This is a genomic window from Desulfosporosinus paludis (assembly GCF_045689965.1).
Classification (GTDB): Bacteria; Bacillota; Desulfitobacteriia; order Desulfitobacteriales; family Desulfitobacteriaceae; genus Desulfosporosinus; species Desulfosporosinus paludis.
Genome location: NZ_CP144211.1, coordinates 2,812,659 through 2,835,000, shown reverse-complemented (window position 1 = coordinate 2,835,000; position 22,342 = coordinate 2,812,659). Strand labels below are relative to the sequence as shown.

The 22,342-nt window shown below is 42.7% G+C and carries 24 protein-coding genes and 2 rRNA genes (1 of these 26 running past the window's edge); 19 read left to right on the top strand and 7 right to left on the bottom strand.

The window, feature by feature from the left end:
• A 23S ribosomal RNA gene (locus VZF35_RS14215) occupies positions 1–1,715 on the top strand; it begins 1,197 nt to the left of the window's first position.
• A gap of 123 nt (positions 1,716–1,838) precedes the next feature.
• Positions 1,839–1,955, top strand: a 5S ribosomal RNA gene (rrf, locus tag VZF35_RS14210).
• Positions 1,956–2,000: 45 nt separating this feature from the next.
• On the opposite strand, the gene VZF35_RS14205 is transcribed toward rrf, so the two are convergent.
• Positions 2,001–2,729 carry a spore germination protein gene (locus VZF35_RS14205; RefSeq protein WP_407305794.1) on the bottom strand — a complete coding sequence of 243 codons (729 nt, stop codon included), beginning with the start codon at positions 2,727–2,729 and terminating at the stop codon, positions 2,001–2,003.
• Positions 2,730–3,357: 628 nt separating this feature from the next.
• On the opposite strand from VZF35_RS14205, the gene nrdR reads away from it, so the two are divergent.
• The 6 genes from nrdR to VZF35_RS14175 all read left to right on the top strand — a co-directional run bounded on the left by nrdR (position 3,358) and on the right by VZF35_RS14175 (position 8,628).
• Positions 3,358–3,828: a transcriptional regulator NrdR gene (gene nrdR, locus VZF35_RS14200; RefSeq protein ID WP_407305792.1), complete on the top strand. Its 471-nt coding sequence runs from the start codon at positions 3,358–3,360 to the stop codon at positions 3,826–3,828.
• Between the two features lie 31 nt (positions 3,829–3,859).
• A complete protein-coding gene (locus tag VZF35_RS14195; protein ID WP_407314624.1) occupies positions 3,860–6,265 on the top strand; it encodes a vitamin B12-dependent ribonucleotide reductase in 2,406 nt (801 codons plus the stop codon).
• Positions 6,266–6,552: 287 nt separating this feature from the next.
• The gene (locus VZF35_RS14190; RefSeq protein ID WP_407305790.1) at positions 6,553–6,696 is read left to right on the top strand and encodes a hypothetical protein; all 144 of its coding nucleotides are present in this window, start codon (positions 6,553–6,555) and stop codon (positions 6,694–6,696) included.
• Between the two features lie 26 nt (positions 6,697–6,722).
• The gene (locus tag VZF35_RS14185; RefSeq protein ID WP_407305788.1) at positions 6,723–7,043 is read left to right on the top strand and encodes a YbjQ family protein; all 321 of its coding nucleotides are present in this window, start codon (positions 6,723–6,725) and stop codon (positions 7,041–7,043) included.
• Between the two features lie 5 nt (positions 7,044–7,048).
• On the top strand, positions 7,049–7,276 hold the full coding sequence (locus tag VZF35_RS14180; RefSeq protein ID WP_407305786.1) for a hypothetical protein: 228 nt from the start codon (positions 7,049–7,051) through the stop codon (positions 7,274–7,276).
• Positions 7,277–7,620: 344 nt separating this feature from the next.
• On the top strand, positions 7,621–8,628 hold the full coding sequence (locus VZF35_RS14175) for a DUF3231 family protein (RefSeq protein WP_407305784.1): 1,008 nt from the start codon (positions 7,621–7,623) through the stop codon (positions 8,626–8,628).
• A gap of 142 nt (positions 8,629–8,770) precedes the next feature.
• On the opposite strand, the gene VZF35_RS14170 is transcribed toward VZF35_RS14175, so the two are convergent.
• Positions 8,771–9,238 (bottom strand): hypothetical protein, encoded by a 468-nt coding sequence (locus tag VZF35_RS14170; protein WP_407305782.1) that lies wholly within the window; start codon positions 9,236–9,238, stop codon positions 8,771–8,773.
• 598 nt (positions 9,239–9,836) lie between these two features.
• Between VZF35_RS14170 and VZF35_RS14165 the strand changes: the two genes are divergently transcribed.
• The 3 genes from VZF35_RS14165 (at position 9,837) to VZF35_RS14155 (ending at position 11,925) form a co-directional block, all read left to right on the top strand.
• Positions 9,837–10,202 carry a hypothetical protein gene (locus VZF35_RS14165; RefSeq protein ID WP_407305780.1) on the top strand — a complete coding sequence of 122 codons (366 nt, stop codon included), beginning with the start codon at positions 9,837–9,839 and terminating at the stop codon, positions 10,200–10,202.
• A gap of 344 nt (positions 10,203–10,546) precedes the next feature.
• A complete protein-coding gene (locus VZF35_RS14160; RefSeq protein WP_407305778.1) occupies positions 10,547–11,143 on the top strand; it encodes a LysE family translocator in 597 nt (198 codons plus the stop codon).
• Positions 11,140–11,925 (top strand): AraC family transcriptional regulator, encoded by a 786-nt coding sequence (locus VZF35_RS14155; RefSeq protein WP_407305776.1) that lies wholly within the window; start codon positions 11,140–11,142, stop codon positions 11,923–11,925. The genes VZF35_RS14160 and VZF35_RS14155 overlap by 4 nt, the downstream gene beginning before the upstream one ends.
• 185 nt (positions 11,926–12,110) lie before the next feature.
• Here the strand turns inward: VZF35_RS14155 and VZF35_RS14150 are convergent, their stop codons facing one another.
• Positions 12,111–12,722 (bottom strand): hypothetical protein, encoded by a 612-nt coding sequence (locus VZF35_RS14150; RefSeq protein ID WP_407305774.1) that lies wholly within the window; start codon positions 12,720–12,722, stop codon positions 12,111–12,113.
• A 501-nt stretch (positions 12,723–13,223) separates the two neighbouring features.
• Between VZF35_RS14150 and VZF35_RS14145 the strand changes: the two genes are divergently transcribed.
• From VZF35_RS14145 to VZF35_RS14130, 4 genes are read left to right on the top strand one after another with little or no spacing between them, the layout of a single operon-like run.
• Positions 13,224–13,436, top strand: a complete 213-nt coding sequence (locus VZF35_RS14145; protein WP_407305772.1) for a CooT family nickel-binding protein — start codon at positions 13,224–13,226, stop codon at positions 13,434–13,436.
• A gap of 57 nt (positions 13,437–13,493) precedes the next feature.
• Positions 13,494–14,432, top strand: a complete 939-nt coding sequence (gene cbiQ, locus VZF35_RS14140; protein ID WP_407305770.1) for a cobalt ECF transporter T component CbiQ — start codon at positions 13,494–13,496, stop codon at positions 14,430–14,432.
• Positions 14,433–14,446: 14 nt separating this feature from the next.
• On the top strand, positions 14,447–14,809 hold the full coding sequence (locus VZF35_RS14135) for an ATP-binding cassette domain-containing protein (RefSeq protein ID WP_407305769.1): 363 nt from the start codon (positions 14,447–14,449) through the stop codon (positions 14,807–14,809).
• The gene (locus VZF35_RS14130) at positions 14,752–15,228 is read left to right on the top strand and encodes an energy-coupling factor ABC transporter ATP-binding protein (RefSeq protein ID WP_407305768.1); all 477 of its coding nucleotides are present in this window, start codon (positions 14,752–14,754) and stop codon (positions 15,226–15,228) included. The genes VZF35_RS14135 and VZF35_RS14130 overlap by 58 nt, the downstream gene beginning before the upstream one ends.
• Before the next feature lie 24 nt (positions 15,229–15,252).
• On the opposite strand, the gene VZF35_RS14125 is transcribed toward VZF35_RS14130, so the two are convergent.
• The 3 genes from VZF35_RS14125 to VZF35_RS14115 all read right to left on the bottom strand — a co-directional run bounded on the left by VZF35_RS14125 (position 15,253) and on the right by VZF35_RS14115 (position 17,240).
• Positions 15,253–16,440: an MFS transporter gene (locus tag VZF35_RS14125; RefSeq protein ID WP_407305766.1), complete on the bottom strand. Its 1,188-nt coding sequence runs from the start codon at positions 16,438–16,440 to the stop codon at positions 15,253–15,255.
• Positions 16,441–16,497: 57 nt separating this feature from the next.
• Positions 16,498–16,839, bottom strand: a complete 342-nt coding sequence (locus VZF35_RS14120) for a PadR family transcriptional regulator (RefSeq protein ID WP_407305764.1) — start codon at positions 16,837–16,839, stop codon at positions 16,498–16,500.
• A gap of 215 nt (positions 16,840–17,054) precedes the next feature.
• Positions 17,055–17,240: a ferredoxin gene (locus VZF35_RS14115; RefSeq protein WP_407305762.1), complete on the bottom strand. Its 186-nt coding sequence runs from the start codon at positions 17,238–17,240 to the stop codon at positions 17,055–17,057.
• A gap of 488 nt (positions 17,241–17,728) precedes the next feature.
• Between VZF35_RS14115 and VZF35_RS14110 the strand changes: the two genes are divergently transcribed.
• Positions 17,729–18,397 (top strand): GntR family transcriptional regulator, encoded by a 669-nt coding sequence (locus tag VZF35_RS14110; protein WP_407305759.1) that lies wholly within the window; start codon positions 17,729–17,731, stop codon positions 18,395–18,397.
• A 138-nt stretch (positions 18,398–18,535) separates the two neighbouring features.
• The gene (locus VZF35_RS14105; protein ID WP_407305757.1) at positions 18,536–19,636 is read left to right on the top strand and encodes a chromate transporter; all 1,101 of its coding nucleotides are present in this window, start codon (positions 18,536–18,538) and stop codon (positions 19,634–19,636) included.
• Positions 19,637–19,786: 150 nt separating this feature from the next.
• Here VZF35_RS14105 and VZF35_RS14100 read toward each other — a convergent pair whose 3' ends face one another.
• Positions 19,787–20,452 (bottom strand): uracil-DNA glycosylase, encoded by a 666-nt coding sequence (locus tag VZF35_RS14100; protein WP_407305755.1) that lies wholly within the window; start codon positions 20,450–20,452, stop codon positions 19,787–19,789.
• A gap of 365 nt (positions 20,453–20,817) precedes the next feature.
• On the opposite strand from VZF35_RS14100, the gene rsgA reads away from it, so the two are divergent.
• A complete protein-coding gene (rsgA, locus tag VZF35_RS14095) occupies positions 20,818–21,873 on the top strand; it encodes a ribosome small subunit-dependent GTPase A (RefSeq protein WP_407305753.1) in 1,056 nt (351 codons plus the stop codon).
• A 233-nt stretch (positions 21,874–22,106) separates the two neighbouring features.
• Positions 22,107–22,340, top strand: coding sequence for an exonuclease subunit SbcD (gene sbcD, locus VZF35_RS14090; protein ID WP_407305751.1), 234 nt, complete (start codon positions 22,107–22,109; stop codon positions 22,338–22,340).
• Positions 22,341–22,342: the final 2 nt, after the last annotated feature.

Genomic DNA, 22,342 nt, shown 5'->3' with positions numbered 1-22,342 from the left:
TTACAGGAAACTGTAAGGGGTAGGGGAGCGTTCTGTCAGCAGAGAAGTCATTCTGTAAGGAATGGTGGAGTGGATAGAAGTGAGAATGCCGGTATGAGTATGCGAAAAGACAAGTGAGAATCTTGTCCGCCGAAAATCTAAGGGTTCCTGGGGAAGGCTCGTCCGCCCAGGGTAAGTCGGGACCTAAGCCGAGGCCGAAAGGCGTAGGTGATGGAGAACTGGTTGAAATTCCAGTACCACCGAGAAGCGATTGAGCAATGGGGAGACACAGAAGGATAGGTTAAGCGTGCCGTTGGTTGAGCACGCCCAAGCGAGTAGGAGGTAGGGTAGGCAAATCCGCCCTGCTAAACTCTGAGACGTGATGGGGAGCGAAAATTAGTAGCGAAGTAACCGACTCCATGCTGTCAAGAAAAGCCTCTAGTGAGCAACTTGGTGCCCGTACCGCAAACCGACACAGGTAGATGGGGTGAGAATCCTAAGGCGCGCGAGAAACCCCTCGTTAAGGAACTCGGCAAAATGGCCCCGTAACTTCGGGAGAAGGGGCGCTCTTGGGAACAAGAGCCGCAGAGAAAAGGTCCAGGCGACTGTTTAACAAAAACACAGGTCCCTGCCAATCCGCAAGGAGACGTATAGGGGCTGACACCTGCCCGGTGCTGGAAGGTTAAGAGGAGAGGTTAGCCGAAAGGCGAAGCTTTGAATTGAAGCCCCAGTAAACGGCGGCCGTAACTATAACGGTCCTAAGGTAGCGAAATTCCTTGTCAGGTAAGTTCTGACCCGCACGAAAGGTGTAACGATCTGGACACTGTCTCAACGAGGGACTCGGCGAAATTGTAATACCCGTGAAGATGCGGGTTACCTGCGACAGGACAGAAAGACCCCATGGAGCTTTACTGCAGCTTGACATTGGATTTTGGTATAAAATGTACAGGATAGGTGGGAGACAGAGAAGCTAGGGCGCCAGCCTTGGTGGAGTCGACGGTGGGATACCACTCTTTTTGTACTGAAGTTCTAACCTAGGCCCCTGAATCGGGGTTGGGGACAGTATCAGGTGGGCAGTTTGACTGGGGCGGTCGCCTCCTAAAGAGTAACGGAGGCGCCCAAAGGTTCCCTCAGCGCGGTTGGAAATCGCGCGCAGAGTGTAAAGGCAAAAGGGAGCTTGACTGCGAGACCAACAAGTCGAGCAGGGACGAAAGTCGGGCTTAGTGATCCGGTGGTACCGAGTGGAAGGGCCATCGCTCAACGGATAAAAGCTACCCTGGGGATAACAGGCTTATCTCCCCCAAGAGTCCATATCGACGGGGAGGTTTGGCACCTCGATGTCGGCTCATCGCATCCTGGGGCTGTAGTAGGTCCCAAGGGTTGGGCTGTTCGCCCATTAAAGCGGTACGTGAGCTGGGTTCAGAACGTCGTGAGACAGTTCGGTCCCTATCCGTCGCAGGCGCAGGAAATTTGAGAGGATCTGTCCCTAGTACGAGAGGACCGGGATGGACGAATCACTGGTGTACCAGTTGTCTCGCCAGAGGCATCGCTGGGTAGCTATATTCGGAGCGGATAAGCGCTGAAAGCATCTAAGCGCGAAACCGACCTCAAGATGAGATTTCCCACGAGTGAAAACTCGGTAAGACCCCTGAAAGATGATCAGGTTGATAGGCCAGATGTGGAAGCGCCGTGAGGTGTGGAGCTGACTGGTACTAATCGGTCGAGGGCTTGACCTAACGAATCAGCATCATGAACATGACTAGGGTAAAAGTGGCTCAAGGGACTAATGACGAAGCTAGAAAGAAACTCTGTGCAGTTTTGAGAGAACAGCGTTCGCAAGGACGAGACGATCTCAAAGATCTGGTGATCATGCCGGAGGGGTTCCACCCGTTCCCATCTCGAACACGGAAGTTAAGACCTCCAGGGCCAAGGATACTTGGGGCGCAAGCCCCTGGCAAAGTAGGTCATCGCCAGGTAAACAAGCAAGAGGCTATCTCTAAAGGAGATAGTCTCTTTGTGTTTTATAGTAAGGCGTTAGAATGATAACGATACAGGGCTTTGGAAGAATGAAAGCAGCGGGGTTCCACCCGTTCGGGATCCACACTGCAGGAGTCTGCGTTATAAGTCGCAGTGTGGCGAAAAGCTCGTCCGCCTTTCGTATCTCGAACACGGAAGTTAAGGATCCACACTGCAGGAGAATGCGTCATAAGTCGCAGTGTGGCGAAAGGCTCGTCCGCCTTTCGTTCCAGGGCCAAGGATACTTGGGGCGCAAGCCCTTGGCAAAGTAGGTCCCAGCCCCGAATTGAGGCAAGGAGAACCTTATCCGTTCCGTCAATGAATAAGGCTGTATCTCCAGATAAAATTCCAGTAACTGCCTCCTCAAGAGTACGATATTCCTGAATACTTGCGATTGGTAAGACGCTCTCTCTAACGACATCAACGGCAAATTCTTTGCTAATGGTTTGGCGCAAAGACATTAACGGTTTAATTAGATTTTCGTTAACGGAGGCTTCGTCGAAAAGGCCGAAAATCATAACGGCAAAGGCGTGAACAGGTTGTTCCGCCCCAATCTTGAACTCTCGGATAACCAGATCACTGGCGTTTTCAAAGATTTTTTGTATCGACTGAAGGTTTTCGCTTAGATTCTTAGACAATGACGTTTGGGCATTTAAAGGGGAACTTTGCGAGAGAGTCTCTGAAAGTTGGCGATGGCTTCTTCGTTTGGATTTACTAATGATTTTGGTAAGCATAGTCCACCTGCTATTTCTTTTTACATTTGAATAGCTTTTGCTTAAAGGCCTACATTTATTACGGATTAACTAGGAAACAGAAGTCTGTGACCTTCTTAGGGAGCGACACCCCTTCCAACAAAATGAGAGTGTGATCAAAAGAAATTTCCGACAGGTGATAAGGAGATAGAATTTAAAAAGAAGGGGCCGTGACAAGTTAGTCACAGCCTCTTTTATTGATGCGTTAGACGGTAAATAATAAACTTAGCCGTATTCACATTAAACCTATTACTTCTTTGACCGTAAGGCTTCCTCTTTCGATAAACCATGACCATCTCTGGAATCCATGCTAGGTTGATGGTTATGAGGAGACGGCATGGTGTTTGGATTAGGATTTTTTTCTGGCGGCATTTTTTTTATCAAGGCACATCACTTCCTTTCTAGGACTTCTAACTAAATGTTTCGAAGATTATTTTGTCCTTTTTATAAGAGGAATACTACTTTATTAAAAAAACAAGCAATTAAGAGATAGTCGACAGAAACTGGCGAGGGATAGAAGGCTTGACTAAATAATGGCTAAATAGTTAGGTTGACATACTAGATATAGTATGATTAAATTTATAACACACTATATATTGGGGGTGAAGCCGTGCACTGTCCATTCTGCGGAAATGAGGATACGAAGGTACTTGATTCTCGGCAGGTTGAAGAAGGAACGACAGTTCGAAGGCGCAGGGAGTGTGATCGATGCTTGCGTCGGTTCACTACGTTCGAGAAATTTGAGGATTCACCACTCGTGGTTGTTAAGAAAGATGGAAGACGTGATGTTTTTTCGCGTTCCAAAATGATGGCGGGTATGCTCAGAGCGTGTGAAAAACGTCCAATTTCTATAGAACAAATTGAGGAAGCGGCCTATAGCATTGAAAAGATCCTGCGTAACACTCACGAACGAGAAGTCACAAGTTCCGAAGTTGGAGAAGCAGTCTTAGAGCAGTTATTTAGCTTGGATGAGGTTGCCTACATACGGTTCGCATCCGTTTATCGTCAGTTTAAGGACATTCAACGTTTTATGGAAGAGTTAAATGAACTTATTGATAAACGCGGAACGTTCAAAAAGTAATAAAGATATAAAGGAAAGTTGGGGATTCGAGTTGAGTTTCGAAGGACAAGCACCAAAAAACTGGGCAAAGGCAAATCTAACCCCTAATGCACATGTTGTCTTGGAAAAGAGATATTTAAAACAAGTCAATGGACAAGTCGTTGAGACAGCTGAGGATATGCTTTATCGCGTAGCCAATGTGATTGCCTCTATAGAAGAAGAGAAGTATGGAAAAAACAAAGAAGAAACTCAAGCCTTGGCTAAGGATTTCTATACGATCATGGCAAACCTCGAGTTTATGCCCAATTCACCGACATTGATGAATGCTGGCCGAGATCTCGGACAACTAAGTGCGTGTTTTGTCTTACCAGTTGAGGATAGTATGGAAGATATTTTTGACGCGATAAAAAATGCGGCCATTATTCATAAATCTGGCGGAGGAACGGGCTTTAGTTTTTCCCGTCTGCGGCCCAAAAATAGTATGGTTCGGTCAACGGGTGGCGTAGCCTCCGGGCCAATTTCCTTTATGAAGGTGTTTAATTCTGCCACAGAGGCGGTGAAGCAAGGCGGAACCCGGCGTGGAGCGAATATGGGAATTCTTCGAGTGGATCACCCGGATATTCTGGATTTTATCCAATGCAAGGAAGATAATAAAGAGATTACCAATTTCAACATATCGGTTGGGATTACGGAAGAATTTATGCAAGCTGTCCGTGAAGGGCGGAACTATGATCTCATAGATCCACATACGGGTGCCCAGGCCGGTCAATTGTCAGCACCCGAGGTCTTCAATAGAATCGTTGACCATGCCTGGCAAAATGGAGAGCCGGGGATTGTCTTTCTTGACCGTTTGAATGAAGGTAATCCCACGCCTCTGCAAGGAAAGATTGAAGCGACGAATCCATGCGGCGAGCAACCCTTGCTTCCTAATGAAGCGTGTAACTTAGGTTCCATTAACCTCAAACTGATGGTAACCGAGAAAAACGGCAAAATGGTGATAAATTGGGAGCGACTGAGTTATGTCACCCGGTTGTCCGTACGTTTTCTGGACAACGTTATTGATGCTAACCAGTACCCGTTACAGATCATTGATGATGTAGTCAAAGGAAATCGTAAGATTGGCCTTGGGGTAATGGGCTTTGCGGATATGTTGATCTTGCTGCAAACCTCTTATGCTACTGAAGAGGCGGTTGAGTACGCAGAAAAAGTGATGAGTTTTATTCAGACTGAAGCTCGTATCGAGTCACAGCGATTGGCTGAAGAACGGGGAACCTTCCCGAATTATGAAGGCTCCATTTATGACGGAGTTATGAAACTGCGCAATGCCACTCTAACGACAATCGCCCCCACCGGGACCATATCGATGATCTGTGCGGCGTCCAGCGGGGTAGAACCCCTCTTCGCGGTGGCTTATACAAAAACCGTCATGGATGGGACATCGTTGGTTGAGGTAAACCCTCTCTTTGAATCTTTTGCCAAAGACTATGATTTCCATTCCCAAGATCTAATGCGTAAGATCGCCGAAATGGGAACTGTTCTAGGGCTGCCGGAAGTTCCTAACTGGGTGCAGGAAGTCTTCACAACGGCACAGGAAATCTCTCCGGAATGGCATATCCGAATTCAGGCTGCCTTCCAGAAATATACCGATAACGCAGTTTCTAAGACGATTAACTTCGCTAACTCGGCGACCCGTGAAGACATTGCAGAAGCTTATCGTTTAGCAGATGAACTAAACTGCAAAGGCCTAACGGTCTATCGAGATGGAAGCCGGGAAGAGCAAGTGCTTTCCACTGGAACTTCAGTGCCGGCAGGCGCCGCCGTACCTGCTCAAACCGAAATGAGTACTGAAGCGCCGGCTCGAATGGAATCAGATCAGACAATCGTTCCCAGAATCCCATTTGTTCCTGAGGTAAACACCGTGATACCTCGTCCGAGACCAACGACAACCATCGGGGTTACAGAAAAGATCAAGATCGGCTGCGGTAACCTTTATGTTAGTGTCAACGCCGATGAAAAAGGAATTTGTGAAGTGTTTACAAATACCGGCCGGGCCGGAGGTTGTTCTTCTCAATCTGAGGCCACCGCTCGCTTGATTTCTATCGCTCTGCGTTCAGGTTTGTCCGTCGATGCGATCATTGAGCAAGTTAAAGGAATTCGTTGCCCAGCTTGTATGCGGCGCGAAGGAGTTAGTGTAACATCCTGCCCTGATGCTATTGCTCGTGTCATAAAGAAATATAATGAAGTTGGGATTAATGTTACCGAAATTCAGTCCGGTGGACAGCAAACCGTTCTAAACGCTGAACAGCCAAACGAGACGAAATGTGCAAAAAAAGTTGCTGAAAAGAAAACCCGTGGGGGCGTAGCTCCAGCAAATGCTTGCCCAGAGTGCGGCATGCCGATTAACCATGAAAGTGGTTGTGTTGTCTGCACGCATTGTGGTTATTCAAAGTGCGGTTGAGTTTTTGTTCACTGATAATAAAGTCTGTCACTGAATAATAAAGTCGGACACTATTGGTGGATAATTAATATGTTGACCGTTTGGAAAAATTAATAATTATCTGGACTAACCAAAACGCATCTTAGCCAATAACTGAAATATTACGGTTATTGGCTTTTCGTTTTTATTATTAATGCCTCTGAAGCATCTATAATTGGAAGTTCCAATACCTCAGATTTTCAAGAAAATTGGTAGGATGAATGTAAAGCATGAAATAATAGCTTTGTGGCTCAGATAGGGAGGATTTTATGATTGAGCTCGCCTTTGGTGAAAGTGCTGCCGGTGGGTTAAAACTGGCAAAATCAATGAAACAAGGAGATCGCTTAAGCGGTGCAGTTGTCGTGATTGGCGATACCCGGAAAGAACAGCGTGAAGCAAGAAAGCCCCGTTAAACAGAAGTTTTTAGGAGGTATGAATAATGATAGTTGTAACGACTGAAAACATTATTGGTTACAAAGTGAAAGAGGTAAAAGGTCAAGTTTTCGGTTTAGTTGTAAGAAGCAGGGGCCTTGGGGGTACTTTGTTGGCAGCTTTGAGAAGTTTAATTGGTGGTGAAATTCACGAATATACCTCTATGCTTGAAGATGCTCGTAAACAAGCAATCGACCGCCTTGTAGTAAATGCAACTGCTATGGACGCCAATGCAATTGTAATGATGAGATTTGATTCAAGTGAAATCGGTCAGACTATGAGTGAAGTCTTAGCGTACGGAACAGCAGTCGTAGTTGAGAAGGTTTAATGGCAATGACAAGGCTTGCTGTTATTTATATCTTTGTCGAGTTAATATTAATCATTTTTGCAGTTATTACTTTTGTAGTTTGGGACAAGCGATATCGTAAAAACCATGGAATAGATGTCCCTAGAGGATTTGAGAAAACTGAGGAAGTCAGCCTTGATCCAAATAGTGGAGAAAAGCTTAGGGTTTATTTCAATAGTAAAACTGGGGAAAGATTTTATCACACGGAAAAGTAATAGCGTAAGATTCACTAAGAACTGTTATGAACTAATTACGGCTCTTAATCATTAAGCCTAATATGCCAAATAAAAAGATACTGACTACAAATCTAAATTTTAGTCAGTGTCTTTTTTATCGCTGACTCCGTAACTACTTCGATCTTTCTGAGGTTGTAGTCTCACCCTCGCAGTATAGGATGACTGTCTATGGCGCGGCAAAAGATGAAGTAATGCAGGATGATAAAGGTATGTAGGCTGTGAGAAAAATGCTCAGGCAATGCCGGCCGCCCCACCGCTTAATAAAAAATCCAGAAATGGAAATATTAACGTAGGTATTAATTTGAATATGGGGAGGATTATTTTTGAAAGAGCATAAAATAAAATTGACAACACCAGAAATCTCAAGTTTATGGAAGACTTACATGCAAAATATTTCAAATTTATATGTATTTAAGCATTTTATGCACAATATTCAAGATCTGGAAATCAAGCCTTTAATTGAACGACAAATATATTTATCGCAGACGTTTGTAGATAAGATTAGGCAAATATTTCAAAGCGAAAATTTCCCTATACCTAAAGGCTTTTCTGATGATGATTTAGATTCATATGCGCCTGCACTCTACACAGATCTATACGGGTTAAGCTATGTTTATAGGTTTAACCAAATGGCTTTTAGTGATTATGCTACTGTAATAACAAAGGTAGCCCGTGAGGATATAGTTGATTTTTTTTATGAATGTTTGAATTCAAGTGGTAAATTATTTAAAAAGGCTTTGAATCTTATGTTATCAAAAGGAATTTATGATAGACCCCCCAAAATGCCCTATCCTCGGCAAGTAGAATTTATTCATAAAAGAGATTCTCTATTAGAAACATGGTTTGGCGAGCATAGACCATTAAATGCTTTGGAATTAGGTGAGATATTTTACATTATAGAGAGAAATTATATCGGAATACTTATGTTAATGGGTTTTATTCAAGTAATGCATGACAAAGAAATTAAGGACTATCTAATTAGGGGAAAAGACCTGGCTGAAAAGCAAATTGAAATTTTTAATAAAATTCTGAAGGATGAACAACATCTAGGCAATCTGCCGGTTAGTATGGAAGTAACCGATTCAACAGTATCACCTTTTTCCGATAAATTAATAATGTTCCTCGTTGCTGCATCTACTACGGCAGGTCTTTATTTATGTGCATATGCAATGTCTCTTTCTTTTAGGAAAGATTTAGCTTTACATTATGGTTCCCTGATGGTGGACATAATGAGATATGGAGAGGAAGGGATCAAAATCATGATAAAAAGAGGTTGGCTGGAACAGCCACCCCAGTCATTTGATAGGAAAACTCTGTTTGAAAACATTTAAACAATCACTTTTTTGCGTCATATTTCGAGATCAAAGGCAAAGCTCAATTTATCATGTAGAATTTATGCTGATAGTGAATAAACAGTTTAAAAGGAGTTGACGATTAGTGAGTCAGCCCCTTTATAATGATAGTTATAGGACCTTAGCTTTTCGTTTTACTGTTGCTATTTTTGTCCCCAAGGGTTTTGACGACTAGCGCCACAGTTAATCCGAAAAATCCATGACTCACAAGACACATGATTTTATTGAGCGTTTTTTTGAAATCCTTAATTAGCTTAGCTTGCTTAAATACATATGGAATTGAACCTCCAACTGTTCCTAAAACGAAGCCTTTCAGTAAACATAAACGTTTATTAAATGACAATATATAGGTGATCATCAGTCCTCCACTTGTGCAAAAGAACGTACTAATCCCATAAGATAACCAAATATCTCTTTTCGTGGTCACGGGTATCCACTTTCTACATTTTACAACTTGAAGTGACATCAAGCTTAATGAACTCTGCACAAGTTTTAACATTATAAACAGGCGATTACTCATCATAATAACTAACTCACCAAGAAGGCCTGAAATTAAGCCTAAAGCTAGCTTGTTTTGTATTTTTATCATTGTAATATCCTCCAATGATAGTTTCCAAACTTTTAGTAATTCTATTCCCTATTAATATGGCAATTGGGCTAAAAACATAAAGAAAGCAGGGCTCTGCTTCCTTTTGAAAACCTTAAGTGGTATCCATAGTCCTTATGAATCGGTATAATTCTCCCTACCGGAACTTCACAAAATCCATATACTGTAAGATATTCCGTAGGATAATGGTGACCATCAGTAGGATGACTGGAAGTTGGGCGTTGTAGTGATTTAGAATAGAAAAGTCGCCAAAACCATTGGTTATAGGCGACTTTTTGGCTGAGTAGTTAACCCTTTGCTCTCAGAAATCAAAAAAATATCATGAAAGTCTATGAATTTCATGATATTTTTAATTAGGGAATGAAATAGCAAAGTAATAAAAGTTTTAGAGGGATGTATCCCCCTTTGAAGCAATATTCTTCTTCCTATGTTAAACTACACTATATGACTAGTGGTACCCTCGATAGTCTGCACAGAATTCGATGGAAACTGGGAATATATGATAATCCGCTCTGTTCGTCCTCCCAGTTGATCATAAAATTTTCTTTATTCAAGAACCACGAGAAAGGTGTTGAAGAAAATGACAAAACCGGAACGTTCTAAGTACTGTATCTTTTATCCTGGAAAGGAAGGTAATCTCATCATTCGCGAAAATGTGGGGGTTGATGATCTAGGCGAAATCTTCAAAGAGGTCGAAGCAGTAGCTCAAGAGGATGAATTGTTTGCCTTTAACATGAAGGGAATTTCCCAACTTTCGGACATTGCAGATTTTCCCGAAAAGACGTTTATCCTGATCATTATCAAAAATGGAGAGTTGACTGCCTACACGGAAGTGGGACCAGAGGCAGAGGAACTAATCGCCAACGCCCAGCATTATTATCTTATCGACGATGTCTACGTAGTCAGTGACGCCGCCCTTCGACAGTTCCTAAAGGGAAAGAAATAAGGTGATTCTGCGGCAGAACCCTTTGTATTATACGAAGGTTAGTAACTATTATCGAGACAAACTCTCTAAATTGGTTTGGACGCGTGTTAGGGAGAGTAGCAATATATGAGGATATGTAAGTTTTGTAATAACGTGATGAATAGGTTATAAATAAAGCCAAAATAGCCACTTCTATTATAATAATGGAAGCGACCATATAATTGCATACCTGAACAGTTCGGAATTGTCTTATTTCGTTGGGGTGACTGACCGCCTTTGCACTAAACGTTTTCATGCAATAATATACTATACCTGTTCGATTTTAAAGATGTACAATTCATGAAAAACCTTTGAGGAGCAGCATCATGAATATAACATCTTTTTTGATATACTGCATTATTGTCACATTTACACCGGGGCCTACCAATATTGTTATATTGTCCTCGGTCCAAAATTTTGGAGCTAAGAAAACGATGAAGTATGTATATGGGGCAACGATTGCTTTCGGCATATTACTTGCTGTCTCTGCCATATTAAACAGCGCCCTGGTGACGGTAGTACCGAAAATTTTAAGTATCATGCGGATAATAGGTAGTTTTTATATGCTTTATCTTGCTTATCAGATTTATAAAATGGATGTGTCAGGGGCAACAGTAAACCAACCCGTTAACTTTGTATCTGGCTTACTAATGCAGTTCATAAATCCTAAGGTTATCCTGTTTACAATGACGGTTATTCCAAGCTTTGTTATACCGTACTATAAATCATCGTTGACTCTTTCAATAGTTGTTGCAGTCGTAACAATTATCGGCTTTTCGGCATTCGTCACATGGGTACTCTTTGGGGCTATCTTTAAAAGATTTTTGCAGAAATATCAAAGGGCTTCCAATACAATAATGGCTTTATTTCTAGTCTACTCAGCAATGATGGTATCTGGAATCATCGAGTTCATTAGGGGGTGACTGCTACGGATAAATTCATCTACAAAAAATCAGCGGGAATTACGGCATTGTCGGCAAGCTTTACTGATTTTAGGTATAAAAAGCATCGCCATGAGGAATATGCTTTAGGAGTAACCCTGCGAGGGATTCAGCAGTATAATTTAGACGGCAGTTTACAGTCATCCTATAAAAACGGGGTTATGCTTTTTAATCCCGAACAAGCACATGATGGAAGGTCGCAAAATAAGGCAGGCATTGATTATGTTATGCTTTATGTTAAGCCAAAGTTATTTTTGGAGATACTGGCGAGGAAAGATATAGTTCATTTTCCTTCGCCTATTGTCTATAATTGGGAGCTTGAGCAAAGTATTTTGAATCTATCAGACGCCATATTTAGTGGTAAAGATGAATCCTTATGCAGTGAGTTGCTTTTATCATTAGCAGACAATTTTTCGCATTCGGAGATTAGTATAACGTGTCCTAAAAGTAATGCTCTAACTAAAAAAGCAAAGGAAATGATCTATTACAACTTAGATAAAGTGCTCAGGCTTGAAGAGATTTGTAAAGAGTTCGGTATGTCCAAATTTCAATTTATTAGAGCCTTTAAAGCAAACACAGGAATTTCCCCGTATCAATATTTCTTAAACTGTAAGGTGGAGCATGCAAAGCAGTTAATAGAGAAAAACCATGATATCTACTCGGCAGTAACAGAATGCAGTTTTTTTGATTTAACCCATTTAAATAGGCATTTCAAAAGCATATACGGTACAACAGCCTTTGAATATATGTCACAGTTAAATTGAGTCATATTCCATCAAATGTACCGAAATAATTTCCAGAAGTCTGTGAAGCTTACAGGATCAATGTTCTAGCGTAATAGAATCTCTGAAGAGATTAATAAATCGCGACCTTCGTAAAGCTAATCCTTTAGAAAGATCGCGATTTAGGCTAATGGTCTGCTTGGAGGTCTATCCCTCCAAAGAAAGGTTTATTTCAGAGCTGCTAAGGCTTGTTTGTAAATATCTTGGGCGTTAAAGCTGTGTTCGTTGCCGCCGGATGGGTTACCATTGGTGGGCTTAGTTCCATTCTGAGGAACGCTTGTTCCATTGGAAGAGTTAGTTTTATCGGAGGTATTAGAGGTATTGGTGTTGTCCGATGGATTTGTGGAATTATTATTGGAGTTATGACTGTTGCCGCCGGGGCCCTGGGCTAAAAAGCTCTTTTGTTGATCCGTAAATAGACTGGTTATTGCATCCGCTTTCTTCTGCAGTACATCATTCGTTGGATCAGAAGTGTCAATCAATTCCTGTAAAATTGGTTTAATGGTGCTGGTTTGTTCGCTAGTTAAAGCGACTTGATCGTTGTGTTGAAGTTGAAGGATGTCCATGGCAGCTTTTACGGCAGGATTTACTGACATCTGCCCTTTATTTTCTTGTCCTTGGTCAGTCTGGCTTTGAGTTGACTCGGCCTGTGTTTGCTGAGTTGAAGCGGTTTGCTGGGTTCCGCAACCGCTAATTCCGAGGGCAATTAGGATTGCAATCATGGAACCTGCAGCCACTCTTCTTGACTTATGTAGCAGCTCGTTTTCTTTTTTGACCACAATAATCTCTCCTTTAAGGGTTTTTGTTTAGTTTATGAAAGGTTAAATTGTAACAAGTGATCCTCACTTCTATAAAGACGTTCTAGGAAGAGTTTTGTCACCTCCTGACAATCTCCATACTGCAAAATCTGGGGGTGTTTTCCATAACAGGAAGCTCTGATAATTACTTTAATCTTAGTTCCTGAATTTGCGCTTAAAGCAAACTGAATGTTTGCTAAACCGTTCCTGAAGATTTGCTGAAAACAGCAGAGAGATTTTAAGGAACATTGGAGTAATAATATTCAAACTAAGCTTTACAGAAGAAGGAATTCCTAATTCGTTTGTCGAATGGATCTGTATAAAAAAAGTTGGATTCGGAGTTCTGCTGCCAGGTTTAGAACTACTTGAAGATATTAAGAGGCATCAGGTTTTCACTAATTAAATCAAAAAACAAGGCCATGGAGGTCTGACCCAAAAGGGGTCACTCTATGGCCTTGTTTATATTTAAAGGAGGATAAAACAATGTGTGAGGCTAATGCGTACTTTAAGAGCAATGGTCAAGAGGTTTTGTTTATGGAGTCTGTGGACGTTATCGAGCCTTATGAAGATGGCTTAAAACTGGTGGACATTTTTGGTCGGCAAAAATTTGTTAAGGCCCAAATTAAAGATATGACCTTACTCAACCATCGAATTGTATTAGAAGAGAAGATTGAGGCTAAAAGCGATACGCTATAAGATAACGGAAAATAAATTCAGCGGCTATAGCGGCTAATATTGAAGGAGGCTAACAGGATGGAGCTGCCCGGTTGGTTAAACGAAACAAGCCCTGCTCTGTGTCGCTGTGGCTGCAGTGGTCGGCAGAAGGGGCACTTTATCGAGAAGACTTTGCGAGACATCGTTAGGATAATACATGAAGCAGTCTTCGCAGAGGAAATTGCCATGCGACAGGGGTTCTTGCAGCGATTGGACCCGCGAGTCAAAGTTATAACACTAATGTACTTTTTAGTCATCGTCAATCTATGTTCTCAACTCTCCCTGCTGTGGGGATTCTATTTCGTTTTGCTCGCAGCAGCCCTATTTTCTCATCTGCCCCTGCGTCAAGTCGTCGCGCGGGTTTGGTTAGTCATTCCATTATTCACAGGAATCATGGTGCTGCCGTCGCTCTTTAACTGGGTACGTCCGGGTGATCCCCTCTGGGTCATAGCGGATTTCCAGCATCCCTTTCACTTTGGCTTCCTATCTCTGCCTTCTACTCTAGCGCTGACGAAACAGGGATTGAGGGGTGGGATTATGCTGGTCAGCAGGGTTGGTATCTCTGTTTCCTTAGCCGTAGTACTCACTTTAAGCACTCGTTGGATGGATTTTCTGCGTGCCTTGCGTTCATTCTTTGTACCGAGAATTTTCATCGTCACTTTGGAAATGACCTACCGTTATATATTTGTTTTAGTCACTGCTATGGAGGAGATGTTCCTGGCTCGGAAGGCTCGTGATGCTGGGCAATCAGCGCCAAAGGAACAGAGACGATTTGTGGGGTCGGCAGTGGGTGGTTTGTTTGGTAAGTCACTGCAAATGAGTGAAGAAGTTTATTGGGCCATGACTGCCCGTGGGTATTCTGGGGAAATACGCCTTCTGCAGCGCTCCCGTCTCAGTTGGCAGGAGGTAATCATCTTGTTGCTGGTGGTATTGGCAGGTCTTATCATAATTGTTGCGAACAAAGTATTGGGTGGATGAAAGGAGAGACCCGCTTGGACAAGATTTTTGATATCCATGATGTATCCTACTCGTATTTGCCCGGTCATCCCGTGCTCACTGGGATTAATTTAAGCATTCAGAAAGGTGAAGGCTTAGTAATACTGGGGGCAAATGGAAGCGGCAAATCTACGTTGCTTAAAATGCTCTGCGGTTTGATCCATCCTGATACAGGTCAAATCTATGCCTTTGGGCAAGAATTGACGGAAGATGCTTTGCGAGATTCTGAGTTCCTGCAAGATTTTAGGCAACGGGTGGGCTTTGTCTTTCAAAACTCGGACGCCCAGCTTTTTCGGCAACCGTGCGGGACGAGCTGGCGTTTGCTCCGTTGCAGGCAGGGCTTACGAAGGCGGAGGTAAACCAGAGGGTGGATGATATAACCGAGTTGGTTGGGATTCGAAGTCTATTAGACCGTGCGCCGTATAAATTGAGTGGGGGAGAAAAGAAAAAAGTCGCTTTGGCATGTGTCCTTACGGTTAATCCCGAGGTCCTGTTTTTGGATGAACCGACGAACGGTCTTGATCCCCGTACCCAGTTTTGGTTGGTCGAGTTCCTAAGTGCTCTGCAAAAGGCTGGCAAGACGGTCATTATGGCGACGCACGATTTATCAATTGTTGAAGAACTAGCTCAGCGTGTGATCATATTCCGAGAGGATCACACTATAGCAGCAGATGGAGTACCGTTACAAGTTCTCTCGAACAGAGAACTGCTGCTGGAGGTTAACTTAATCCATGAGCGGTCCCATTTCCATCTAGGCGGTAACCAGCAGCACCGTTAAGATGTCCTATTGTTTTGGTCAATGCTAACGGGCAGCCAAGCGTTGACTGCGAGCCGCCGGGTGACTTTTCATAAACAACCCAATGAGACCCGCTAAAATAGGAAGCAGGAAAATTACAGTGACCGCCGATGTAAGTCCCCAAATGTCACCAATGCAGCCGATAAGAATAACTGCCAGACCCCCTATTCCTCCCGCGAATCCCATGGTTAGCCCCGCAGCCAGCGCTTTGTTATCAGGAATAGCCTCTTGAGCAGCCACTACTGTAACTGAAAAGCTGGACAATAAAGCTGCCCCGGCTAAGGCTAAGAAAATCGTACTCAAGGTGCCTTGAGTATAGAGAAACCCAAAGAATAACGGCGTTGAGACAACTAGAGAGCCGACAATTAAACGCTTGCGCCCATAAAAATCGGAAATAAAACCGCCGATAACTCCGCCAATGGCTCCAGAGGCCAGCATAATAGTCACCAGATGACTTGCTGCAATGTTCGATAGATTTTGAGCTTTTAAATACAGAGGAAGGATTGTTAGCATGGCTGTATAAGCTAGAGAGCGAACAGCAATAACCCCAATGATGGCCACAAGTTCTGGGGCTGCAGATCTGAGAGAGCGTAAAACAACTGAAAAAGCTGTGTTTGAACCGGACAAAACATTGTTTCTTGGCGCATAAAGAAGCAGCAAAATAGCTACGAGAATACCAGGGATCACCGTAACGAGGGTAGCTTGTAACCCATAGGCTTGGAAGAGGGGAACTAGAAGGAGAGGACTCAAAGCAAAGCCAAAGTTCCCAAAAGCAACGAAACCAGAGAGTAAAACCGCCTTATGGTCGCCGCTTAAAACATTGACCATGGTGGATGCTTGGGGATGGAAGGCCGCTGTGCCAAGTCCGGCTAAAGCTGCAAGGAGAACAAGTAACCCATAGTTATGAACAATTCCTGTTAAACTGAGCATGATTCCCATCCATAAAGTTCCTACATAGACAAGCCAGCGTTTGCCTTGACGATCCAGGAAATAGCCGAAAAGCGGCTGAACTAACGATGATGTGATCGTAAATGCAGAAACTAAAATGGCTGCACGAGTAGCTGTAAAACCCGGTGTTAATGCTACCAAGAAGGGAAGCATTTGGGGAAGATAATTGCTGTATAAATCATTTAACATATGAGCTAAAGACAGTACCCCGATTTTGGAATAGTGTATCGGTTGTTTCTGGTTCATAGGAAGACTCCTCTCAAGCATAACGGCGTCCCGTTTTATGTTTCTCAGATGGTCATTTTAATCGGTGTCCTGGTCAAGAGTTTTGTAGCGGGATAGAAAAAACTCAAAATTAGCCCGGCGTTGCCGAATATCTTCTGCTTGTTCTTTGAGTTCTTGCCGTCCTTTTGCTGTAATGGTGTACCATTTTCTGGGTTGACCGCTCTCTCTTGTTTCCCAATGAGTTTCGACTGAACCGTCTTTTTCCATCTCTTGTAAGCAGCGATAAACATTTGCACTATCACTAAAACAATAGGGAAGCTCGTTTTGAAGCCTTGTTAGAAGCAAGGCCCCATAACTAGGGGCATCTTCCAAGAAAAGAAGTAAAAAGGCAGGAGTATGTCGCCCATGTTTTTTGAACATTTAAGAATTCACCTCGCTTTTCTAAAAATATTGTTTTAATACTGTTTGACCATAGATACTGCTTGGTAAAGCATACTGTTTATAACAGTATAATGAACATATACTAACCCTGAGCAGAAAATTAGTCAAGTGCTCAATCTGACTTTTTTGAATCTGAACGCCAAAGACATGTAAGCCTCCGCAAAGCTGGAAGCTTACATGTCTTTGCTTAAGAATCATTCCACTGTAATTGCTTCGACAGGGCAACTATTGGCCGCGTCTTTGGTCAATCGTTCGGCATCCTGAGGAACAGGATTTATGTAGGCCTCGGCAATCCCGTAACTATTCATCCTAAAAACTTGGGGACAAATTGCTTCACAAGCGGCACATCCGATACAATCAGAATTAACGGAAGCGAACATAGATTCGGCACTCCTTTCATCAGTAGTTATTAAAGTTAGGATACGTGCTAACGCCTTCGCAGTCAATAAGATTTTCCATGGCTAACGTGTAAAGCAGGAGCTTTATTACTACCATCTATGATGCCGATGCCATGGATAATGATGTTTCCAATGGTGATGTCCCCAATGATGCCCCCAACTGTTCATTTTTATCACTCCTGTTGCCGTTACTCATTACCATAATATAACAAATAAATTTGTCCCGTGCTTGTCATAAAGAAAGTCTCCTTAGTCGCTCAGGCTGTTTTTCAGGTCGTTTGCAGCCCCATCAAACAGGCCTGCTGTGGTAAATATATACCAAGAGTTTAAAAAATAGTTCAAAGATAAGTTAAGTACAGGCATTTTATTAAAGCTTTTTGGGATACGGTATACCATTTCTTCTTGCCTTTTTTGCGTATTGATTTATAATTAGTTTTATCACGGAGATTAATCTAAGGGGGGAGAAGGCAATGGACTATCAATTTTCACCCATCAAATACGATGACATGGGTCATATCCGTGATTCAGTGTTTTCTATTCTGAGGAATGCTATCCTTGAGAAAAAACTCGAGCCGGGACAGAGACTGGTGGAACGTAATATCGCAGAACAGCTAGGGGTTAGCAGGACTCCGGTTCGTGAGGCAATTCGAAAGCTGGAATTGGAAAGGTTGGTTACTCATATCCCGCGTAAAGGAGTCGTAGTCTCAGGGTTCACTAAGGATGACATTATTGAGATTTTACTCATAAGAGCATCTTTAGAAGCATTGATTTGCAGTATTGCAGCAACAAAAATTAAACCTAAAGAGATTGAGCGCTTGACGTTGCTCGCGAAGCAGATCTCAGATGAACAAAGCAAAGGAAATTTAAAAAAATCAAATCAATTAAATGATACATTTCATGAGATTGTCTACAAGGCCGCCGAAAGCCCGAGATTATACAACTTATTCAGTACTTTGCGAGAGTATATCACGAAATTCACCCAAGTGGCGTATTCTAAACCTGGCCGGCCCGAAGAAGTATGGGAAGAACACAATGAAATTATTGAAGCATTCCGTAACCATGATAGTTCTAGAGCCGATGCTGCTGCCAAAAGGCATGTAGAAAATTCAAACAAGGCTTTTTTGGAAATGGCCTTTTAGAAATACGATCTTATTGAAGGGTATCATGCTCAATACGTTAATTATTTTGGTATACGGTATACTAAAATATTTAAATAAATAAAGGGTAAAGCTTATACTTAGGTTCAAAACTAAAAATTGATAGGTGGGGGAGATAGCATGGGGATATATTTCGAAATGTTCATTACGTTTTTCAAAATCGGCTGTCTGGCCTTCGGCGGTGGCTATGCCGTTATAGCCATCTTGCAAAAAGAGGTCGTTGAATTAAAACAATGGGTGACCAATGATGAATTGACAGATATTATGGCTATTTCACAAACTCTGCCGGGAATTATCTTTGTTAATTCAGCGACGATGATCGGCTATCGGAAGAAGGGATTCCTGGGTGCGTGCGTTGCCACCATAACGTCATGCATCCCAACCTTTCTGCTGATCCTGCTTCTGACCTTCGTTATTTGGGGATTTACGGATAACCCCATAGTCCACAAAGCCTTTACAGGAATTCTTCTGGGCGTGACTGCTTTGATACTTAACTCAGTCAAGAAAACTTGGAAAACGGCGGTCAAACATTATACGGACGTAATTTTGGCCCTTCTGTCTGCTGGTCTGATGCTTTTTACTAACATTAACGTTGTTTTCGTTCTTTTGCTTTTAGCGGCATTAGGCTTTGGTAAGAATTTGTACTTTTTGATGATGGGGGCAGGCAACATGAATCTCATTGAATTATTTCTCGTCTTTTTAAAAATTGGAGCGGTTAGTTTCGGCGGCGGCTACGCGATGATTCCATTCTTTGAAACAGAGATGGTGTCCCATAACTGGGTATCGTTGGCTGATTACGTTAAGGTTATTGCTATTGCCCAGGTTGTACCAGGTCCTTTTGCAGTCGATTCATCGTCTTATATTGGTTTCAAAGTTGCAGGTATCCTTGGTGCCGTCATTGCTACTATAGCTCTCTGTATTCCTTCATTCACAGCCTCGGTCATTATCACTAAATTCTATACTCAGTTTAAAACGAACAAGTATGTAAACGCACTCTTAGTTGGAGTTAGACCAGCTGTGCTTGGCCTGCTCCTCAGTGCAGCTTACATTATAGGCGTTAAGCCTCTATACCAAGTGACTCATACCTTCTTGTCGCTGACAATGTTGAAAGCCATTATCATGATAGTTATTGGGTATTATGTACTAAACCAGAAAAAAATCAAAATTGGGACCTTCACATTTATTGCTGCTACAGCAGTTGCCGGTATAATTCTATTCTAAATTGTGTCAATGAAATCGCAGACGGTCAGATCATTACGTTGAAAAAGCGTGCGGGAAATTATTCCGCACGCTTTTCTACGTCTTTATTTTTTAGCGATATGATTTCTCAGTTTTAAAAAAATGGATAATAAACAATAGACGGATTTTCGATTAATTGATTTGCCAGTCTATCGGTGTCCTCTTCTGAGCGACTAAGAATGAATTGGCCTTGGAAAACGGTTTACTGCCAAAGAACCCCTTGCTGGCTGATAGAGGACTGGGATGGGCGGATTCGATGATTAAATGACGGGGATTCGTAATAAGCCTTTTTTTGGAGCGAGCATTATTGCCCCAAAGAATAAAGACCACAGGATCTTCTTTATCGTTGACTAAAGAAATGATTCGATCCGTAAATATTTCCCACCCCTTGTTTTGGTGAGAATTTGGTTTCCCCTCTTCTACAGTGAGAGCGGTATTAAGCAGCAAAACTCCTTGTTCTGCCCATTTCCGGAGGGAACCATGGCGAGGTATCGAACAACCTAGGTCCGATTGGAGCTCAGTAAAGATATTCTGAAGAGACTTGGGAAAAGGCACTCCAACATTTACGGAAAAGCTAAGGCCCATACCTTGCCCAATATTGGGATACGGATCCTGTCCTAAAATTACAACCTTGGTGTTTTCATAAGACGTAAAGACTAAGGCGTTAAACACATCTTCCTTTTTTGGAAAAACACGTTTTGTTCGATACTCATTCTTGACCCATGCCAATAATTCAAGGTAATAATCCTTTTGTATCTCATCTTCAAGTAATCGTTTCCAATCAGCTTGAACTGCCACAATGCTTGCCCCTTTCCTCCTGGTTTAAGACTATTGTCACAAAATCATGCGAGAAAATCAAATGAAACTATTTGAAATAGACAATAACTTAACTTTATTGTATATTGAAAAAGACGGTCGCTTAGATGAGAATAAAGGATATCTGACCGTTAGCTTGGCAAAGGAGTGATGTTTTGTGATTGAAAGAATCGTAACGAGGGATATTCCCGTTTAGGTCGGAATCCTCCATTGCAAACGTGTTGCTTTAGACGTTATTAGAACCAAGATAATCAGTAACCTAGTTTAATGGATAAAGATTCCGACCTAAAAGCATAGTTAAGCTTTAAGGAGGAATCCAACTGAATACGAATAGTTTTAAGTGGAGCTTGCCAAGTTTAGGGTGGAACTCTGAATTTGAGATGCATTTTAGGCCTTACGCTGCCCAAGGGTATGAGGTGGGTCGGGTTATTAGCGAACAAAAGCAAAGTTACCGCTTACTGACAGAAGACGGAGAATTGTTGGCTCAAATATCCGGAAGAATGCGCTTTCAAGCCGGTGCCCGTGAGGATTTTCCGGCAATCGGGGATTGGGTGGTTATCTCGCGTCACGACGCTGAAGAGAGAGCCAGCATCCGTGGAATTTTACCTCGCCAGAGTAAATTTGCTCGGAAAATTGCCGGAAATGAAACTATCGAGCAAATTATAGCAGCAAACATTAACACGGTTTTTTTAGTGAATGCTTTGAACTATGATTTTAATCTGCGGCGTATGGAGCGCTACCTCACGATGGCTTGGGACAGTGGAGCAAACCCGGTGATTGTTCTCAGTAAGGCCGATTTATGCAGCAAAACAGCTGAGCGTCTGGCTGAAGTGAAAGAGATTGCTCTAGGGGTACCGGTGCACGTTGTTAGCAGCTTGACTGGCGAAGGACTTGATCAGCTTGCCGAGTATCTCCAAGTCGGTCAAACGGTGGCGATGCTTGGATCATCCGGGGCAGGAAAATCGACGATGCTCAATTATTTCTATGGTCGTGAAGTTCAGAAAGTACAAGCCGTCAGGCAGGGAGACGACCGAGGTCGGCATACTACCACATCCCGAGAGCTTGTCGTGTTATCTCAGGGAGGGTTGATCATCGATACACCTGGCATGAGAGAACTGCAGCTTTGGGGAACTGAAAGCGGATTACAAGATAGCTTTTCCGATGTGGAAGAACTGGCTAGGAAGTGCCGTTTTTCCGACTGTCAGCATGAGCAAGAGCCTGGCTGTGCAGTGCAAGGGGCTTTACAGGCGGGGACTATGGCCCAGGCGCGTTATGAGAGCTATTTGAAGCTGAAGAAAGAACTGGCCTATCTCTCCCGCAAAATGAATCACGCAGAAGCTTTAGCTGAGAAAGCTAAGTGGAAAAAGATTCATCAGATGCAGAAAACATTTAAACACCGATAGAATAGATACTCCTGTAAACAGCTGGCAAAGGAAAGAGCATAATACAGAACTCCAAAGATTTCGGATATCTTTGGAGTTCTTAATTTATTGAACCTCAGACAGAAGCAGAATCATTTATTACTGTGAAGACAGTCTTTTGTCGAGGACATGTTTTATAATAGTAATTATATCCAGTACTTTTTTCCTGCATCGAATGAGATTTCAACACACGAAACATAAAGGAAGTGTAACCCATGCGTATCTTACATACTTCAGATTGGCACTTTGGGCGAATGCTTGAGGGTCGAAGCCGAATTGAAGAGCAAATACAGTTCATTGATGAACTTTGTACGATTGTGGAAGACGAAGCCGTGGATCTTGTCCTGATTGCGGGAGATGTCTTTGATACCGTAAATCCACCCGCTATCGCTGAAGAGCTGTTTTATGATGCTTTGAGCCGATTGTCTGCTGGGGAAAGCGGGCTGTAGTC

Bases quoted from the DNA above. Each gene is read 5' to 3' on its own strand.
- VZF35_RS14145 (WP_407305772.1), top strand. From the start codon at position 13,224: ATGTGTGAGGCTAATGCGTACTTTAAGAGCAATGGTCAAGAGGTTTTG.
- VZF35_RS14185 (WP_407305788.1), top strand. From the start codon at position 6,723: ATGATAGTTGTAACGACTGAAAACATTATTGGTTACAAAGTGAAAGAG.
- VZF35_RS14170 (WP_407305782.1), bottom strand. From the start codon at position 9,238: ATGATAAAAATACAAAACAAGCTAGCTTTAGGCTTAATTTCAGGCCTT.
- VZF35_RS14180 (WP_407305786.1), top strand. From the start codon at position 7,049: ATGACAAGGCTTGCTGTTATTTATATCTTTGTCGAGTTAATATTAATC.
- VZF35_RS14120 (WP_407305764.1), bottom strand. From the start codon at position 16,839: ATGTTCAAAAAACATGGGCGACATACTCCTGCCTTTTTACTTCTTTTC.
- VZF35_RS14165 (WP_407305780.1), top strand. From the start codon at position 9,837: ATGACAAAACCGGAACGTTCTAAGTACTGTATCTTTTATCCTGGAAAG.
- cbiQ (WP_407305770.1), top strand. From the start codon at position 13,494: ATGGAGCTGCCCGGTTGGTTAAACGAAACAAGCCCTGCTCTGTGTCGC.
- VZF35_RS14115 (WP_407305762.1), bottom strand. From the start codon at position 17,240: ATGTTCGCTTCCGTTAATTCTGATTGTATCGGATGTGCCGCTTGTGAA.
- VZF35_RS14190 (WP_407305790.1), top strand. From the start codon at position 6,553: ATGATTGAGCTCGCCTTTGGTGAAAGTGCTGCCGGTGGGTTAAAACTG.
- sbcD (WP_407305751.1), top strand. From the start codon at position 22,107: ATGCGTATCTTACATACTTCAGATTGGCACTTTGGGCGAATGCTTGAG.
- VZF35_RS14110 (WP_407305759.1), top strand. From the start codon at position 17,729: ATGGACTATCAATTTTCACCCATCAAATACGATGACATGGGTCATATC.
- VZF35_RS14160 (WP_407305778.1), top strand. From the start codon at position 10,547: ATGAATATAACATCTTTTTTGATATACTGCATTATTGTCACATTTACA.
- VZF35_RS14125 (WP_407305766.1), bottom strand. From the start codon at position 16,440: ATGAACCAGAAACAACCGATACACTATTCCAAAATCGGGGTACTGTCT.
- VZF35_RS14105 (WP_407305757.1), top strand. From the start codon at position 18,536: ATGGGGATATATTTCGAAATGTTCATTACGTTTTTCAAAATCGGCTGT.
- VZF35_RS14205 (WP_407305794.1), bottom strand. From the start codon at position 2,729: ATGCTTACCAAAATCATTAGTAAATCCAAACGAAGAAGCCATCGCCAA.